Annotated in this window: 1 protein-coding gene and 1 pseudogene; both read left to right on the forward strand. The window is 63.2% G+C overall.

Annotation, left to right across the window (positions count from 1 at the left end):
- Positions 1-156 precede the first annotated feature (156 nt).
- Complete coding sequence (gene istA / locus L1069_RS23660) at positions 157-879, forward strand: IS21 family transposase (RefSeq protein WP_237457279.1); 723 nt, start codon at positions 157-159, stop codon at positions 877-879.
- 162 nt (positions 880-1,041) lie between these two features.
- A pseudogene (locus L1069_RS23665) lies at positions 1,042-1,584 on the forward strand (IS21 family transposase); the annotation flags it as partial.

Here is a 1,584-nt window from a genome sequence, read left to right on the forward strand (position 1 = left end):
GCGTATTCCAGTTTGATCCGGCCACCCATTCCAAAAACATCCGGCCACTGAATCCGGAACATCCGGCCACCCTTCTGACGCCCAGCTGCGAGGCACCTTTCAACTCGCTCCCTTTCGGTTTTCCCGACCGAAGGAAGCACGATGAAGAGATTGCCGATGCGGAAGATACGAGACGTACTGCGATTTTCAGCCGAGGGTTTATCGACCCGCCAGATGGCGTCGAGCTTGGCGATTGGCCGCACCACGCTGCAAGGGTATCTGGATCGCGCTCATGAGGCAGGCTTAAGCTGGCCGCTGCCAGCGGAGATGTCGGACAGCGAGCTTGAACGACACCTCTATCCGCGCACTGCCCGGGAGGCAGCCCGGCGCGCCTCTCAACCGGACTGGTCCTGTGTCCACCTGCAGTTGCGGCGCAAGGGCGTCACGCTTTCCCTGCTCTGGGAGGAGTACCGCGCGGCCCACCCCGATGGCTACGGATACAGCCGTTTCTGTGACCTCTATTCCTGCTGGGAAGGTAAGCTGTCGCCGGTCATGCGCCAGCGCCATCCCGCAGGCGAGCGGCTGTTTGTCGACTATGCCGGTGCCACGATTGACGTGATCGACCCCGAGACCGGCGAGGTCCGCGCGGCGCAGCTGTTTGTCGCTACCCTCGGTGCTTCCAACTTCACCTTCGCCGAGGCGACCTGGACCCAGACGCTGCCGGATTGGATCTCCAGCCACGTGCGGGCCTTTTCCTTTTTTGGCGGTGTGACCGCTCAAGTTGTACCCGATAATCTTCGGGCCGGCGTCACCAAAGCCCGTTTCTACGATCCCGAGTTCAACCGCACCTACGCTGATCTGGCCGCACATTACGATACTGCCGTTCGCCAGTGGGCTTGAACCAGTGGCGCCTTCACGGGCTCACTGCCCGCGAGGCCGCGCAAACCAAGAGACAAAGCGAAGGTCGAGAGCGCTGTCCTGCTGGTCGAACGCTGGATCCTGGCACGGCTGCGCAACCGGCAATTCTTTAGCCTTGAGGAAGTAAATGCCGCCATCCGCCCGTTGCTGGACAGGCTCAGCAGCAAGGTCTCCCGCCACCTTGGCGCGAGCCGCCGGCAGCTGTTCGATCAGTTGGACAGGCCCGCCCTGAAGCCGCTGCCGGCGGAGCCTTACGTCTATGCCGAATGGAACAAGTGCCGTGCGGGGATCGATGACCACATCGCAATCGGCCGGCATTACTATTCCGTGCCGCATCAGTTGGTGAAGAAAGAGCTGTGGACCCGCATCACCGCCCGCACCGTCGAGGCTTTCCACGGCGGACAACGCGTGGCTTCTCATGTCCGCACCTCCGGCAACGGACAGCACTCCACTCAGCGGGATCTTATGCCCGCCCATCACCGGTTCCGCGAAGATTGGACGCCGCAGCGTATCCATGCCCGGGCCGCCCGGGTGGGCCCCAATGTGGCGATCTTCGCCGAAGTGGTGATGCGCGGGCGCAAGCACCCCGAACAGGGCTACCGCACCTGCCTGGGCGTGATCCGGCTGGCCGACAAGTTCGGCCGGGAACGCCTCGACGCCGCCTGCAAGCGGGCACTCGAGATCAAC

Source organism: Leisingera sp. MMG026, assembly GCF_021654205.1.
Classification (GTDB): Bacteria; Pseudomonadota; Alphaproteobacteria; order Rhodobacterales; family Rhodobacteraceae; genus Leisingera.

Bases quoted from the DNA above. Each gene is read 5' to 3' on its own strand.
- istA (WP_237457279.1), top strand. From the start codon at position 157: ATGCGGAAGATACGAGACGTACTGCGATTTTCAGCCGAGGGTTTATCG.